9 protein-coding genes and 1 tRNA gene are annotated in these 14,782 nt (G+C 74.5%); 2 read left to right on the top strand and 8 right to left on the bottom strand.

Features of this window, described 5'->3' with window-relative positions:
- Positions 1-29: 29 nt before the first annotated feature.
- Complete coding sequence (locus ACYP53_RS09790) at positions 30-1,538, top strand: LacI family DNA-binding transcriptional regulator (protein WP_459647174.1); 1,509 nt, start codon at positions 30-32, stop codon at positions 1,536-1,538.
- A gap of 118 nt (positions 1,539-1,656) precedes the next feature.
- Here the strand turns inward: ACYP53_RS09790 and ACYP53_RS09795 are convergent.
- From ACYP53_RS09795 to ACYP53_RS09825, 7 genes are all read right to left on the bottom strand, one after another.
- Positions 1,657-1,730, bottom strand: a tRNA-Pro gene (locus ACYP53_RS09795).
- Between the two features lie 100 nt (positions 1,731-1,830).
- On the bottom strand, positions 1,831-2,775 hold the full coding sequence (locus tag ACYP53_RS09800) for a metallophosphoesterase (protein ID WP_459647175.1): 945 nt from the start codon (positions 2,773-2,775) through the stop codon (positions 1,831-1,833).
- Positions 2,775-3,479, bottom strand: coding sequence for a CGNR zinc finger domain-containing protein (locus tag ACYP53_RS09805; protein WP_459647176.1), 705 nt, complete (start codon positions 3,477-3,479; stop codon positions 2,775-2,777). Before ACYP53_RS09805 ends, ACYP53_RS09800 begins: the two co-directional genes overlap by 1 nt.
- Positions 3,480-3,617: 138 nt before the next feature.
- Entirely contained in the window at positions 3,618-3,989 is a 372-nt protein-coding gene (gene panD, locus ACYP53_RS09810; RefSeq protein ID WP_459647177.1) for an aspartate 1-decarboxylase, read from the bottom strand.
- A gap of 138 nt (positions 3,990-4,127) precedes the next feature.
- A complete protein-coding gene (locus ACYP53_RS09815; protein ID WP_459647178.1) occupies positions 4,128-5,387 on the bottom strand; it encodes a beta-ketoacyl-[acyl-carrier-protein] synthase family protein in 1,260 nt (419 codons plus the stop codon).
- Positions 5,384-5,602: an MbtH family protein gene (locus tag ACYP53_RS09820; protein WP_189913068.1), complete on the bottom strand. Its 219-nt coding sequence runs from the start codon at positions 5,600-5,602 to the stop codon at positions 5,384-5,386. The genes ACYP53_RS09815 and ACYP53_RS09820 overlap by 4 nt, the downstream gene beginning before the upstream one ends.
- Positions 5,603-5,668: 66 nt before the next feature.
- Positions 5,669-12,004, bottom strand: a complete 6,336-nt coding sequence (locus tag ACYP53_RS09825) for an amino acid adenylation domain-containing protein (RefSeq protein WP_459647179.1) — start codon at positions 12,002-12,004, stop codon at positions 5,669-5,671.
- A gap of 453 nt (positions 12,005-12,457) precedes the next feature.
- On the opposite strand from ACYP53_RS09825, the gene ACYP53_RS09830 reads away from it, so the two are divergent.
- Positions 12,458-12,928, top strand: coding sequence for a hypothetical protein (locus tag ACYP53_RS09830; RefSeq protein WP_459647180.1), 471 nt, complete (start codon positions 12,458-12,460; stop codon positions 12,926-12,928).
- A gap of 31 nt (positions 12,929-12,959) precedes the next feature.
- Here ACYP53_RS09830 and ACYP53_RS09835 read toward each other — a convergent pair whose 3' ends face one another.
- Complete coding sequence (locus ACYP53_RS09835) at positions 12,960-14,579, bottom strand: AMP-binding protein (RefSeq protein ID WP_459647181.1); 1,620 nt, start codon at positions 14,577-14,579, stop codon at positions 12,960-12,962.
- Positions 14,580-14,782 lie beyond the last annotated feature (203 nt).

Here is a 14,782-nt window from a genome sequence, read left to right on the forward strand (position 1 = left end):
GGCGGCACAACACCTGCAAGGAGACCAAGTTGGGTTATGCCGAGAACCTCGGCGACTACTGGCGCGGCCGCTACAAGCTTGCGCCGGGCAAGTACGCCACCGTCCGCGACGAAGCCGGGGACGCTATCCGGTACCGCACCAAGGCCGCCGCGAAGAAGGCCGCGGACGCGGAGGAGGCGAAACTGCTGGCAGGCCTGAAGAAGGTGACCCCAGAGCAGATCACCTTCGGTGCCTACGTCAGTCGCTGGTACGACGCGCAGGATTTGGCCGCGTCCACGATGCAGAACTACCGGCGGCACATCGAGGAGCACCTACTTCCCGCCTTCGAGGACTTCGCCATCGCCGACATCCTGAGCACGGACATTGCGGCGTGGGAGAAGCGCGAGCGAGCGGTTCCGTACGCGGCCTCCAGCGTCAAGACGTGGCGGGCGACGCTGCACCTGATCCTGGCCGACGCCGTTGACGAGGGGCTGCGTGACTCCAACCCGGCGACCAAGCGGCGCGGACGGGGGAAGCGCGCCGGCCGCTCGCGCAACCGCGGACCGGAGAAGGCCGTGACGACCGCGCTCGGCATTCTGCTGCTCGCCGAGCGGGCCGCGCTGCTGTCCGGCCGCGATGACGAATTCGTCGGCGTGGTGCTCAAGGGGTTCACGGGCATGCGGTGGGGCGAAGTCGTCGGCCTGGAGACCGAGTTCGTCCGGCCCAGCAGCGTCCGGGTGGAATGGCAGCTCTACGAGCTGGACACGGGCGAGCTGCACCGCTGCCCTCCCAAGGACGACTCCTACCGCGGCATCGACACGCCTGACTGGCTGTCCGAGCTCCTGGCCGGCCACATCGCCCGGACGGCGCGGAAGCCGTGCGAGTGCCACGGGCTGACCTACGTCTTCAGCGGTCACGGAGCCGCGAACGGCTCCGCAAGCCGCCCGGGGGCGAAGCTGGTCGATGTCGCGCGCCGTTCGGGCGTTTCCACGGGCACGGTGTCCAACGTCCTGAACCGCCCGCACGCCGTCGCGGACCCGACCCGGCTGAAGGTCCTGGCGGCCATCAACGAACTCGGATACGTCCGCAACGCGGCGTCAGGGGAGCTGGCGGCACACTGGCGACGTTCCGGCTTCGCCACGTGGCTGTTCCAGCCGGCCACGACCGGCAAGTACCCGAAGCGCGGGCAGCACGATGAGCACCCGGTCCCAGTAGTGGCCGAGCCGTGGCCGGGGATTCCGGCACGGGGGCGCGGAGCCTCACAGCGCGCGGAGGCGTGCTGGCTGCCGATCGCGCCGGGGCTGACCCCGCACGGGCTGCGGCACACCCACAAGACCCTGATGCGGGAGGTCGGCACCCCGCCGAAGCTCATGGACGAGCGGATGGGGCACGAGGACGGCTCGGTGCAGTCCCGCTACGACCACATCACCCAGAGGATGCGGCGCGCGCTCATGGCCGCGCTCACCGAGATGTGGGAGGAGGCGCTGGAAGCCCGCCGGGCGATGAGCCCCGGGTCGCCGGTGGCGGTCCTGGACGCGTTGCTCCGGGCCCGGAGGTAGAGGTCGCTCTGGAGAAGAATTCCAAGATCTTCTCCAGGATTTCTCCAGAACGGTCCCCGAAAACCAGTCAGGGCCGGTCTCCCTTGCGGGAGACCGGCCCTGAGCTGGTCTTACTGGGTCGGGGTGGCGGGATTTGAACCCACGGCCTCTTCGTCCCGAACGAAGCGCGCTACCAAGCTGCGCCACACCCCGGTCTTGCGGTTTGTCGCTCCGTCTCCTTCGCGACGAGTAGAACTCTACCGGACGCTCGCCGAGACACGAAATCCGGTTTCGGGCGGGCGTCCGGTGGGGGTCAGCGGGGGGTCGGGGTGAGGGTGAGGAGGGTGGCTTCGGGGGGGCAGGCGAAGCGGACGGGGGTGTAGCGGTTGGTGCCGCAGCCGGCGGAGACGTGGAGGTAGGAGCGGTGGCCGCCGGCGGTGTGGGTGGAGAGGCCCTTCACTCGGCGGGTGTCGATGTCGCAGTTGGTGACGAGGGCGCCGTAGAAGGGGATGCAGAGCTGGCCGCCGTGGGTGTGTCCGGCCAGGATCAGCGGGTAGCGGTCGGCGGTGAAGGCGTCGAGGACGCGCAGGTAGGGCGCGTGGACGACGGCGAGGGAGAGGTCGGCGTCGGCGGAGGGGCCGCCGGTGACCGCGCTGTAGCGGTCGCGGCGGATGTGGGGGTCGTCGAGGCCGGTGAACTCGAGGTCGAGGCCGTTCAGGGTGAGGCGGCCGCGGGTGTTGGTGAGGTCGAGCCAGCCGGCCGCGTCGAAGCCGTCGCGGAGCTTCTCCCAGGGGTTGTGGACGGCGCCGGAGATGCCGCGGCCGGCGGAGCCGTCGGGGTTGTTCATGCCGTGGACGCCGCTGCGCATCGCCTGGAGGTAGCGGGCCGGGTTCTTGCGGGCCGGGCCGTAGTAGTCGTTGGAGCCGAAGACGTAGACGCCCGGGAACTCCATGAGCGGCCCGAGCGCGTCGAGGGTGGCCGGGACGCCGAGCGGGTCGGAGAGGTTGTCGCCGGTGTTGACCACGAGGTCGGGGCGCAGGCCGGCCAGGCTCTGCAGCCAGCGCTGCTTCTTGCCCTGGCCGCTCACCATGTGGATGTCGGACACCTGGAGGATCCGGAGCGGCCGGGCGCCGCGGGGGAGGACGGGGACCTCGACCCGGCGGAGGCGGAAGGCCCGGACCTCGTACCCGGCGGAGTAGGCGAGGCAGGCGGCGCCGGCGGCGGCGATGCCGAGGGGAACGGAGTACAGCGGTCGCATCAGCCCATGCTCTCAGACGGTTGATCAGCCGGCGCACCGCCGCCGGGCGCACCGCCACCAGGGGCGCCGGGCGCCGGGGGCGGAGCGGCCTCGCCCTCGCGGCGGGCGCGCAGGGCGCGGACCTTGTGGCGGTTGCCGCAGCGTTCCATCGAGCACCAGCGGCGCCGGCCGGGCCGGGAGGTGTCGACGAAGATCAGTTGGCAGTTGTCCGCGCCGCATTCGCGGACCCGGTCCGCGTGCGGGCCGGTGAGCAGGGCGATGGCGTCCCGGGCGAGGGTGGAGACCAGCTGGGAGCCGTCGGCGGGCGGTGGGGCGGCCGGGGTGCCGTCGGGGGCGATCCGGGGGACGAGCGGGGGGTGCTCGGCGGCCCGGTTGAGGACCTCGTAGTCCTCGGCGGGGCCGGGGCCGCCGTGGGCGCGGGCGGCGGCGAGGCGCCAGAGGGCGTCGCGCAGGGTGCGGGCGGCGGCGAGCTCGGGGCCGGAGACCCGGACGGCGTCGGCGGGCAGGCGCAGCCGGGACCGGGGGAGCCAGGCGGAGAGGTCGGCGGGCCGGTGCAGCACCTCGTAGCGGGCGTACGGGCCGGGGCCGCCGGTGGTGAGCAGTTCGAGGCAGAGGGCGCCGGGGTCGAAGTGGAAGCGGCTGCCCGCGGGGGTGGTGAGGACCAGCCCGGGCGGGGTGGTGTTCCGGTCGTCTCCGTCGCTCATGGGGTCAGGATAGGTGTAACCGGGTCAACGGGTTACGGGTGGAATGAGGGAGGGGTGAGGGGGCGGTGCGGGGCGCCGGGAAAGGCGAGGTGCCCGCCGGCTCGTGCGCGGCGGGCACCTGCGGGGTGGGGCGGCGGGTCAGGAGGCCGGGTCGACGCCGACCTTCACCACCGCGTTGGCCTTGTCCACGAAGACGACGGTCGGCTTGAGGTCCGCGGCCTCGTCGTTCTCGACCGAGGCGTAGGCGATGATGATCACGGTGTCGCCCGGGTGGACCAGACGGGCCGCGGCGCCGTTGATGCAGACCACGCCCGAGCCGCGCTCGCCCTCGATGACGTAGGTCTCCAGGCGGGCGCCGTTGTCGACGTCGACGACGTGGACCAGCTCGCCGGGCAGCAGGTCGGCGTTCTCCATCAGGACCGGGTCCAGGGTCAGCGAGCCGACGTAGTGCAGCTCGGCCTGGGTGACGGTGGCGCGGTGGATCTTCGACTTCAGCATGGTGCGTCGCACGTTCTCAACCTCACAGGTGTGGAATTTCGACAGGGCGGTACGGCTGACGAGCGGGTACGGCGGACGAGCGGTACGGCGGACAGACGGGTACAGCGGACAAGCGGTACGGCGGACGGGCGGTACCGCGGGGGAAACGGTTCAGCGGGCGAAGGCGAGCGACACGTTGTGCCCGCCGAAGCCGGAGGCGTTGCAGAGGACGGCCGCGGGGCCGGAGGGCAGTTCGCGCGGGGTGTCCCGGACGACGTCCAGTCCGAGGCCCTCCTCCGGGTTCTCCAGGTTGACGGTCGGCGGGACGACGCCGTCGGACAGGGACAGGACGGCCGCGACCGCCGCGAGCCCGCCGGCGGCGCCCAGCAGGTGGCCGGTCATCGACTTGATCGCCGAGACCGGCACGGCCCCCGGCCCGAACACCGTGCGCAGCGCCGCGGCCTCGGCCGCGTCGCCGGCCGGGGTGGACGTGGCGTGCGCCTGGACGTGCCGGACGTCGGCCGGGTCCAGCCGGGCGTCGGCCAGGGCCCGGCGCAGCGCGGCGGCCAGGCCGCGGCCGTCCGGGCGCGGGCCGGTGGGGTGGTGCGCCTCGGAGGCCTGGCCGACGCCCGCGAGGACGGCGTACCGGTGCGCTCCGCGGGCCCGGGCGTGGCGCTCGCTCTCCAGCACCAGCACCCCGGCGCCCTCGCCGAGGACGAAGCCGTCGCGGTCCCGGTCGAACGGCCGGGAGGCGCGGTGCGGCTCGTCGTTGCGGCCGGAGAGCGCGCGCATGGAGGCGAACGCGGCGGCGACCAGCGGGTGGACGCCCGCGTCCGCGCCGCCCGCCACCACGACGTCGGCGCGGCCGAGCCGGATCAGGTCCAGCGCGGTGGCGATGGCGTCGGCGCCGGCCGCGCAGGCGGCGGACGGGGCCGAGGCCTGCGCCTGGGCGTTGACGTCGAGGGCGGCGAGTGCGGCGGTGTGATTGCCCATCAGCATCGCCACGGCGTGCGGGGAGACCCGGCGGGCCCCGCGGGTGCGCAGCTCCTCGTGGTTGTTCACGACGGTGTGCACGCCGCCGATGCCGGTGCCCAGCACCACCGCGACCCGCTCCGGGTCCGGGGTGTCGGGGGTGCCGGCCGGTCCGGTGTAGCCCGCGTCCGCCCAGGCCTCGCGGACGGCGGCCAGGCCGAAGGCGCCGACCCGGTCCACCCGGCGGGCGAGCACCCGGTCCAGGAGCTCACCGGGTTCGGCCGCGGCCCGGGCCGCGATCCGGACCGGGAGCTCGGCGGCCCAGGGGTCGTCCAGGGCCGCAACGGCTCCGCGCCCGGCGAGCAGCGCCGACCAGGTGTCCTTGGCCGTCGCTCCGAGGGGGGTGACCGCGCCGAGTCCGGTCACCACCACGGCTTCACCGCTGCGGTCGTACGTCATGCCGGCTCGGACTCCATGGCGGCGACCAGGCTCTGCGGCCGGATGTCGGTCCAGTTGTTCTCGATGTAGTCCAGGGCCTCCTGACGGCCGGACTTCTCGTGGGCCACCGTCCAGCCGGCCGGGACCTCGGCGAACGAAGGCCAGAGGGAGTGCTGCCCTTCCTCGTTGCGCAGCACCAGGAACGTGCCGTCCGGGTTGTCGAAGGGGTTCTGCATCGGACTCGTGCCTTTCGTCGCGGGTGGCTCTACGGGTCGTGGTGGGTCGTGGTGGTTCGGGCGGGCTCAGCGGACGTCGGGGTCCGCGAAGCCGGGGGAGGAGGAGGGGGAGGAGGAAGCGGTGACCGGGACGCACAGCGCGGCCAGGCGGCGCGGGGTGCGCTGCTGGAAGACCGCGCGGACGTCGACCGGACGGCCGAACGCGGCCTCGATCCGGCCGGACAGCCGCAGCGCGGCCAGCGAGTCGCCGCCGCGGGCGAAGAAGTCGTCGTCCGGGCCGAGGGGGTCGAGCGCGCCGGCGGCACCGGACGCGGCCTCGATCGCCTCGGCCGCCAGGACCGCCAGGGTGTCCTGGGCGGCCCGCAGGGCGTCGGCGTCCGGCAGCAGCTCGCCGGGCTTTGCCGAGGGCCGCTCGGCGATCGCGTGCAGCAGGGTGACCAGGAGGCCGCCGGCCCGTTCGGCGAGCGCGGCCGGGATCAGTTCCGGCCGGTGGCTGAGGGCGAGGTGCAGCCGCTGCTCGGGGGTGACGGTCAGCCGGACGGGGTAGTGGTACGGGTCCTGGCCGTAGGTGTCGGTGATCCTCAGATCGCCGGAGGACCCGGCCGAGCCCGCGTCGGCGGTCGACCCGACCGCCTCGGCGGCCGCGTAGTTCTCGAACACCAGGCAGCTGTCGAAGAGTTCGCGCTGCCCGGCACGTCCGGCGGCGCGCAGGACGGCGCCGGGCGCCAGGTACCGGTGCGGGGCGAGTTCGGTCTGCTCCCGGTGGAGGTCCCGCAGCAGGGTGCCGAGTCCGGCGTCCGGGTCCAGCCGTACCCGGACCGGCGTGGTGTTGATCAGGAGCCCGACCAGGTCCTCGTGGCCGGGCAGTTCCGGGGTGCGGATCGACCCGGTGGCGCCGAAGACCGGTTCGCGGACGCCGGTGAGCCGCCGCAGGGTGAGCGCCCAGGCGGCCTGGACGACCGTGTTGAGGGTGACGCCGTGGTCGCGGGCGGCCCGGCGGAGCGCCTCGGTGGTCTCCTCGGGGAGTTCCGCGGTGCGCCGCACCGGCTGGGCGTGCACCCGGGCGGGGTCGCCGTCCGGTGCCAGCAGGGTCGGTTCGGCGCCGGACAGGGCCTTCTGCCAGGCGGCGCGCGAGGCCTCGCCGTCCTGCCGTTCCAGCCAGCCGAAGTGCCGGCGGTACGGGACGGGGTCGGGCAGGCCGGACTCGTCCCCGCGGTGGCGGTAGAGGTGGGCCAGGTCGCGCAGCAGGATCGCGCTGGACCGGCCGTCGACCAGGATGTGGTGCAGGGTCAGCACCAGCAGGTGGCGGCGGCGGCCGACCCGCGCCAGCAGGCCGCGCACCAGCGGGGAGCGGGCCGGGTCGAAGGGCTCGCGCCGTTCCGCGGCGAGCGCCTCCCGCTGCCGCTCCTCGTCGGCGCGGCGCAGGTCGAGTTCGCGCCAGGGCGCCTCGGCCCGTTCGTCCAGGACCTGCACCGGCTCGCCGGAGGGCAGCAGCGCGAAGCGGGCGCGCAGTGCCTCGTGGCGTCGCACCAGGGTCCGGAAGGCGGTGCGCATCCGGGCCGGGTCGAGGTCGCCGTCGAGTTCCAGCACGGTCTGGACGGTGTGCAGGTCGGTGCCGCCGTGCTCGTAGCGGGCGTGGAACAGCAGGCCCTGCTGGGTGGGGGTGAGCGGGAGCACGTCCGCGACCGGGCCGTGCTCGGCGAGGGCGTCCAGCTCGTCCTGGGTGATCCGGACCAGTGGGACGTCCGAGGGGGTGATCCCGTGCGCCGCGGGCCGGCCGGCGAAGGCGGCGAGGGCGCGCAGCGCGGCCGTCCACTCCTCGGCCAGGGCCCGGACCTCGGGCTCGGCGAGCAGGCCGGGGGCCCAGGACCAGGTGGCGGTGAGCCGCGGGCCGGCGCCGTCGTCCTCGGCGACCGCGTTGACCTCCAGCGGGTGGGCCATCGGCTGGTCGGGGTGGACGGGCGGGGCGGCGGTCTCGCCGGCCGGGCGCCAGTCCGCCTCGGGGGCTCCGGCGGTGAACCGGCCGAGGTAGTTGAAGGCGAGCTGCGGGTGGGGGAGGCCGCCGAGGGCGTCGCGGCCCCGGTCGTCCAGGTAGCGCAGCAGTCCGTAGCCGAGGCCGTGGTCGGGGACGCCGCGCAGCTGCTCCTTGACCGTCTTGAGCGCACGGGCCAGGTCGGCGTCGTCGAGGCGGGCGGTGCCGGGGGCGAGCAGGACGGGGTGCAGGGTGGTGAGCCAGCCGACCGTACGGGTGAGGTCCAGGCCGTCGAGGTCGCGGCGGCCGTGGCCCTCCACGTCGACCAGCAGGCCGCCGGTGGCGCGGGCCCGGGTGGCGGCCAGGGCGAGGGCGGTGAGCAGCACCTCGTCGGGGCCGGCCCGGAAGGCCGCGGGCAGGGTGGTGAGCAGGGCCTCGGTCTCGGCGGGGGTGAGTTCGACGGTCAGGCTCCGGGCGGTGCCGTGCACGTCGCGGGCCGGGTCGGCGGCGCGGTCGGTGAGCTGCGGGCCGGCCTCGGCGAGGGTGCGGCGCCAGTGTTCGAGCTGGGCGGCGAAGTGCGGGCGGCCGGCGGCCTCGGCGAGGGTGTCGTACCAGCGCCGCAGCGAGGTCGGCACCGGGTCGAGCGCGGCGGCCCGGCCGGCGCCGGCGGCCTGCCAGGCGGCGTGCAGGTCGGGCAGCAGGACGCGCCAGGAGACGGCGTCCACGGCCAGGTGGTGGACGAGGACGAGGAGCCGGCCGGTGGCGGTGCCGGCGTCGAACCAGACCGCCTGGAGCAGGTTGCCGGCGCGCGGGTCCAGCCGGCGGGCGGCCTCCTCGGCGTGCTCGGTGACGGCCGCGGCGAGGGCGTCGGGGCCGAGCCCGGCGACGTCGACCCGGCGGACCTGGTCGGCGACGTCGACCCGGCGGACCTGGTCGGCGACGTCGACCCGGCGGACCTGGTCGGAGGAGGGGCGTGACCCGGCGGTGTCCGGGTCGGCGGCGGGGACGGACAGCGTCCAGTCCTCGGTGAGCCGCATGCGCAGCGCGCCGTGCCGGTCGAGCAGCGCCCGCACCGCGCCGGTCAGCTGCTCCAGGCCGAGCCCGGCGGGCACGGCGAGCAGCGTGGACTGGTTGAACGAGTCGATCGGGCCGCCGAGTTCGCGCAGCCGGTGGACGATGGGCGGGGCCGGGAAGTCGCCCAGCCCGTCGTCGTGGGCGACCGGGGCGGCGGTGCCGGCCGCCGGGCCGGCCAGGGCGGCGAGCGCGGCGGCCGTACGGTGCTCGAAGACCTGCTGGGCGGTCAGCTCCAGGCCCGCGCCGCGCGCCTTGGCGACCAGCTGCAGGGAGGTGATGGAGTCGCCGCCGAGTTCGAAGAAGCCGTCGTGGACGGAGCGCACGTCCCGGTTCAGCACCTCGCCGAACAGCTTGACCAGCAGTTCCTCGGCCGGGTTGCGCGGCGGCCGGCCGGTCGAGCGGTCCTCGGCGAGCTCGGGGACGGGCGGCAGCGCGGCGCGGTCCAGCTTGCCGTTGGGCGTGAGCGGGATCTCCGGTACGGGGACGAAGGCGTCCGGCACCATGGCGGAGGGCAGCCGGGCGGCGACGTGCTCGCGCAGTTCCCCGGGCCCGGGCGTGCCGTCGGGGACGAGGTAGGCGACCAGCCGGTCGGCCTGCGGGCCGCTCCGGACGACGACCACGCAGTGCCGCACCGCCGGGTGCTCGCAGAGCACGGCCTCGATCTCGGCGGGCTCCACCCGCTGGCCGCGGATCTTCACCTGGTCGTCGGCGCGGCCGAGGTAGACGAGTTCGCCGTCGGCGCCCCACTGGGCGACGTCGCCGGTGCGGTACATCCGCTCGCCGGGCGCGCCGAAGGGGTTGGCGACGAAGCGCTCGGCGGTCACGCCGGGGCGGCGGACGTAGCCGCGGGCCAGGCTCGGGCCGGCGATGTAGACCTCGCCGGGCACGCCGGCCGGGACGGGGCGCAGCCAGGTGTCGAGGACGTGCATCGCGGCGCCCGGGATCGCCCTGCCGATCGGGACGGCGCCGAGGGCGATCTCGTCCTCGGGGCCGCTGCGGAACTCCATGCAGCCGACGGTGGCCTCGGTGGGGCCGTACTCGTTGACGGCGGTGGCGGTCGGGTTGCCGGCCCGCCAGGCGCGCAGCATCGCGCCGGACAGCTGCTCGCCGCCGACCACCAGGTCGCGGGTGGGGGAGAGCCAGGTGTGGGTGTCGGCGAGCAGCGGCATCTGGCTGGGCGTCACCTTGGCGAAGGCGGCCGGGCCGAGGCCGGTCGGGGCGGCCTCGGTGAGCTCGGCCATGTGCACCCGGCCGCCGGCGGTGAGCCCGCCCCAGACGCCGGTGACGGTGAAGTCGAAGGAGATCGGCGACTGCACGATCGCGGTCTCGGCCAGCCCCGGGTAGGTGTGCCGGGCGAACTCCAGGTAGACGCCGACGGAGCGGTGCTCGACCTGGACGCCCTTGGGGCGGCCGGTGGAGCCGGAGGTGTAGATCAGGTAGGCGCCGTTGCCGGGGCGCAGCGGGCGGACCCGCTCGGCGTCGGTGACATTGCCGTCCGGGTGCGGTTCGGCCAGGAGGTCGGCGGGCAGCAGCGCCTCGGGGGCCGGGAACTCACCAGGAGCCTGGTCGGCGAGCAGGGCGGCCCGGTCGGTGAGTACGGCGGCGGGCCGGGCGTCCTGGAGCATGAAGGCGATCCGCTCGGCCGGCAGCGCCGGGTCGATCGGCAGGTAGGCTGCACCGGACTTCAGTACGCCGAGCAGGGCGACGACCAGCTCGGCGTCGTGCGGCAGCAGGACGGCGACGATCGACTCGGGGCCGATGCCGCGGGCGATCAGGGCGCGGGCGATCCGGTTGGCGGCCGCGTTGGTGTCCCGGTAGCTGAGCGTGCGGTGCCGGTCGGAGAGGGCGACGGCGTCCGGCACCCGGTCGGCCTGGGCCTCGAACAGCGCGGGCACGGTGGTCTCGGGCGCGGGGCCGCGGGCCGGGACGCCGGGGGCGGGCAGGGCGGCCCGGGTGGCGTCGTCGAGCAGGTCGAGGGCGGCCGTGGGGGTGTCGGGGGCGGCGGCGAGGGCGGTGAGCGCGGCCTCCAGTCGGCGCAGTACGCCGCGGGCCGTGTCGGCGTCGAACACCTCGCGGCGGTGGGTGAGTTCGAGGATCAGCCGGTCGCCGGGGACGACCACCAGGCTGAGCGGGTAGTGGGTGGAGCCGCGGGCGCCGTCGGGGTCGGCGGCGACCAGGTCGTCGGCGAGCGGGGAGATCCGCAGGCCGGCCAGCGGCCGGGCGGCCCCGTCGTCGCCGCTGCCCGGGTCGGCGAGGGCGAGGAAGGTGTCGAAGAGGGTGCCGTGTCCGGCGCCGCGCTGGATCTCGGGCAGCGGGAGGTGGTGGTGCTCGGTGAGCGCCGACTGCTCGCGCTGGACCCGGTCGAGGAGGGTGTGCAGCGGCTCGGCCGGGTCCAGGCGCACGCGGACCGGCACCGAGTTGATGAGCAGTCCGACCATCTCCTCGACCCGCGGGGCGGCGGCGGAGCGCACCGAGACGGTCTGCCCGAAGACGACGTCCGTCTTCCCGGTCAGCGAGGCGAGGGCGAGCGCCCAGGCGGTCTGCGCGACGGTGTTGAGGGTCAGGCCGCGACCGCGGGCGGCGTCCCGGACGGCCGCGGTGAGCTCGGCGGACAGCTCGGCGGTGACCAGGTCGGGGAGCTCCTCGGCGGCGCCGGTGTGCTCGGGGCCGGTCACGGTGGGCGCGTCGAGGCCGGCGAAGGCCTGCCGCCACGCCTGCCGGGAGGCCTCGGCGTCGCGCTTGGCCAGCCAGGCCAGGTAGCCGGTGGCCGGGACGGCCTTCGGCAGCGCGGTATCCTCGCCGCCGGCCGCGTAGATCGTCACCAGGTCGCGCAGCACGGTCGACAACGACCAGCCGTCCAGCAGGATGTGATGGTGCGTCAGGACGAGGACGTGCGACTCGGGGGCGGTCCGGACGATCGAGAAGCGGATCAGCGGCGGGGCGCCCAGGTCGAAGCCGTGCAGCCGCTCCTCGGTGAGGTGGCGCAGCAGCGCGGCGTCCGTGCCCCCGGTGTCCGTGCCCCCGGCGTCCGTGCCCCCGGCGTCCGTGCGGTCGCCCGAGTCGGGCCCGGCCAGGTCGAGTTCGGTGACCGGGACAGTGACCTTGCGGTGCACCAGCTGGACGGCCTGCCCGTTCTTCCGCTGCTGGAAGGAGGTGCGCAGCGCGGTGTGGCGGCCGACCACGGCCCGGCAGGCGGCGCGCAGCCGGTCCCGGTCGAGCGGGCCGTCCAGCCGCAGGGCGGCCTGGCTGACGTACTCGTCGACGCCGCCCTGGCCGAGCAGGGAGTGGAAGAACAGCCCCTCCTGCAGGGGCGCGAGCGGAAGGACCGCTTCCAGCGGTGAGTCGTGGGCAGGCACTGGGTGATCTCCAACCGGGGCGGGTCGCGGTCGCACGGTCCGCGGGCGACGTCCGGCACCGAACGGCCGGTGTCGCCGGGGGGCGGGAACGAGGGCGTGTTGTGTGGCGGTCTCACTCGCCCGAGGGCCGTCCGGGGCCGTCCGGCCGGCCCGCTTCGGCCATGCTTCCGGCTGCCGCGCGGGCCTGCCAGGCAAGTGCCCGGCAATCGAAATTGCATTCCAGCTGCCGATCGGGTGTAACGGTCTCCACCAGGGGAATTCGGTTCTGCGGAGGCGTCGGAGAGACGTCCCTATTCCACCGGCGTGGGCTGCAGTAGGGTGCGTCTGCGCCGTTCTGACCGCCGTTCTCACCGCCGTTCTGACGACCGTTCCGACAGCCGTTCTGACGAGGCCGCGCCCGTGCTCACGGCACCGGTGCCGACGCGGGCGCCTCACACACGATGGGATTTCCCCGTGAAAGACAACATGGTCGAGATTCTGACCGCAGCCGTTCTGGTGCTCGGACTTATCCGCGAGTTCAGGGACCAGAGGTTAACTCTTGTCCCGTGGCTGCTCCCGCTGATTCCGATCGTGGTCGGAGCCCTCCAGGACGACCTGATCGACCACGACAGGAGCGGCGCCTCGATCGGCCTCGGCGCCGGGATCACCGGTATCGGTCTGGTGCTCGGCGTGGCGTACGGCGCGCTGCTGCCGGTGAGCCGGGACGCGGCCGGGCACACCGTGTTCAAGGGCGGCCTGTACGCCCTGCCGGTCTGGGCGGGCCTGCTGGTCTCCCGGACGGCCTTCTTCAAGGTCGGCCAGAACCAGGACATCGACACCGGGTTCGGCTTCCTCGCCATCTCCTTCGGCGCGATGCTGCTGGCCCGCATGCTGGTGGTGACCATCAGGTCCCGGAAGCGCCTTCCCGCCGGCTCGGCGGCCTGACCCGGCAGGGCGGCGCTTCCGGGCCGGCCGGTCAGGCCGGTGTCAGGCTCCGGATGTCGCCGCCCAGTTCGCCGGCGGCCAGTGCCGCCCACATCACCCGACGGCGCGGCTTGCCGCTGGAGGTGACGGCGAGACCGCCGCGCGGCACCTCGACGGCGAGCAGGTCGGCCTCGGTGCCGAGGGCCTCGGCGAGCACCGCGTGCGCGGCGGCCTGCCACTGCGGGTCGGGCTTCTCCAGGACGACCACGCCGGTGGCGCGGTCCTCGCGGTGGCCCAGCAGGACCGCCACCCGCCGCTGGGGGATGCCGAGTTCGTGCAGCTTGGCCTCCAGGCTCTCGGCGAAGACCATCTTGCCGCGGACCTTGACGCCGTCGCCGAGCCGGCCGACCACGTACAGCTGGCCCTCGTGCAGGAAGCCGGCGTCGCCGGTGTGCAGCACGCCGCCGTCGAGCACCGTGCCGGAGGCCGTGCCGGCGACGCCCTGGTAGCGGGTGCCCAGGGTGTTCCCGCTCACCAGCACCTCGCCGACCACGCGGTCCGCCACCTCGACGCCCTCGTCGTCGACGACGGTGACCTGGACGCCGCGCAGCGGACGGCCGCAGCCGACGAACCGCCCGGCCTGGTCGCCCTCCAGGGTGACCTCGCTCCAGCCCTCGCCGATCGGCAGGCCGGTGACGGCCAGGGTGGCCTCGGCGCCGCCGTACGCGGGCAGCAGTGCGCGCCGGTCGAAGCCGTGCGGGCCGAGCAGCGCCTCGAAGCCCTCCAGCACCTGCGGGTCGATCCGCTCCGCGCCGAGGATCAGCGAGCGGAAGGAGGAGAAGTCCAGGCCCTCCAGCTGGGCCGGCTTCACCCGGTGCAGGATGTACGCCAGGCCGAAGTTGGGCATGGCGGTCAGGCCGACCTTGTTGTCGCTGATGCAGCGCAGGTAGCGCAGCGGGGAGCGGATGAAGTCCTCCGGCTGCATCATCCAGCCGTCGCAGCTCATCGTCACGAAGTTGACCATGCAGCCGATCAGGCCCATGTCGTGGTGCACCGGCAGCCAGGAGGCGCCCGAGTACTCCGGGAACCACTCCAGCCAGCGGTGCATCGCGTTCACGTCGTTGGTCAGCGCCTCGTGGCCGACCAGCACGCCGCGGGAGCGGCCGCTGGAGCCGGAGGTGAACTGCAGCAGCGCGAACTCGGCCGGGGGGTACGGCTTCTGGGCGGGCTCGACCTCGGCGATGAACGCGTCGAAGACCACCGGCTCCGGCAGGTCGAGGCCCTCGGTGACGGTGCGCACGGAGTCCTCCGACTCCTCGTCGCAGACGATCACCCGGGGCTGCGCGGTGTCGAAGAGGGCCCGCGCGTGCTCGGCGTACTCGCCGCCGCGCTGGAATGCGAACGGCGGCGCGATGGAGCACGGGGTGCAGCCCGCGGCGATGGCGCCGAAGAAGGTCGCGACAAAACCGGGGCTGCAGCGCTGGACGACCGCCACCACGTCGCCCTCCTGGGCGCCGGCGGCGCGCAGCGCCTCGGCCGTGCGCAGCACCTTGTCGGCCAGTTCGGCGTAGCTGTGGAAGTCCCAGGAGTCTCCCGGACCGGCGAAGTGCAGGCCGCGCTCCTCCGAGGCTTCCTCGACCCAGTCCAACAGGGCCCTGTCGGGGATGCTCATTGACCGTTTCCTCCCGGATCCTTGCGTTCTTCGGAGCAACGTCGCTGCCGCCCAAGGCCGCATCCTCCGGTTCGTACGGGCAGGAAGCCAGGAATCGAGCGGGCAACTCCGGTCCACCGCACGGGCGGGACCAGCAAGGTCGATTGCCGGTCAGTTTCCTGGTCGGTTCACTCCACGCGCGCAAGCATCGGCGGCGAGAACTG

Source organism: Kitasatospora sp. Ki12, assembly GCF_054601375.1.